The sequence below is a fragment of the uncultured Dokdonia sp. genome (assembly GCF_947492815.1).
GTDB lineage: Bacteria > Bacteroidota > Bacteroidia > Flavobacteriales > Flavobacteriaceae > Dokdonia.
The window spans coordinates 1-1,338 of sequence record NZ_CANLOB010000070.1; the positions used below are offsets into that span (position 1 = coordinate 1).

Consider the following 1,338-nt stretch of genomic DNA (forward strand, 5'->3'; position numbering starts at 1 on the left):
TAGAGAGTTTAGTAGGCGTAAAATTAGATAGAGATGAATGGTTATTAATTTCATTGCTAGCGGTATTAAAAGCAGGTTGTGCATATGTGCCATTAGATCCTAAGTATCCTGCACAACGTATTGCTTATATAGAGCAAGATAGTCAGTGTAAAGTAACGATCGATAAAGAGATGATCGCTTCGTTTACAACAGCTGAGCCTATCTCAAAAGAGTTGCCAAAAATTAGTATCGAATCTAATAATTTAGCATATATTATTTATACATCGGGGTCTACTGGAAAGCCAAAAGGCGTTATGATTACCCATGACAATGCGAGTAAAATGCTTCAATGGTCTGCGAGTGAATTTAGTAATACACCGTATGATGTATTATATGCAGTAACATCACATTGTTTTGATCTTTCAGTATATGAGTTTTTCTATCCTTTAAGTATTGGAAAGCCCATACGTTTATTAGAAAATGGATTATCTATTAGTGATTATATAGCTGTTGATAATAATATATTAATCAATACAGTACCTTCTGTGATACAAACGCTTATCGACAAGGAGGTTGATTTTTCGAATGTAGTAGGGATCAATTTGGCAGGAGAGCCATTTCCACCAAGTGTTACTTCTTACTTTAAAAATAGTGGTATTGCACTACGTAATTTATACGGTCCATCTGAAGATACAACTTATAGTAGTTACTATCGTGTAGCAAAGGAATATGATCGTTCTGTTCCTATTGGAAAGGGAACCGATAATACTCAATTCTATATTCTATCTGATGATTTAGCCTTACAACCTGTAGGTGTGATTGGAGAGATATGTATTTCGGGTGATGGGATTTCAAGAGGATATTTAAACCAACCAGAGTTAACGCAAGAGAAATTTGTTGTTAACCGCTTTCGCGAAAGCGGACTTTTATACAAAACCGGTGATTTAGGAAAATGGTTACCTAATGGAGAAATTGAATATGTAGGCAGAAAGGATAGTCAAGTAAAGATACGTGGTCATCGAATTGAACTCGGAGAGATCGAGCATGTACTAGAAAAGCAAGAAGGCATTGATCAATGTGTTGTGGTTACGGCAATGGTTCAAGAGGAATTAGTGATCGTTAGCTATTTAGTGAATGAGCATGCAGTAGACAAGCAAGAATTACGTTTGTCACTAGGGAAGGAACTGCCTGAATATATGTTGCCAAGTTATTATGTATTTCTAGAGGAGATGCCATTAACACCTAATGGTAAAATAGATAAGAAGGCATTACCGCCTGTGAGCTCGGAAGATGTGATTCAACGAGAATATGTGGCTCCTACCAATGAGATTGAAGAGAACTTAGCTGCCTTGTGGCAAG

The 1,338-nt window shown here is 36.5% G+C and carries 1 protein-coding gene; it reads left to right on the forward strand.

What is annotated here, in order from left to right:
* The coding region (locus Q1A01_RS23535) for an amino acid adenylation domain-containing protein (RefSeq protein ID WP_299686002.1) at positions 1–1,338 on the forward strand (1,338 nt) is incomplete at both ends.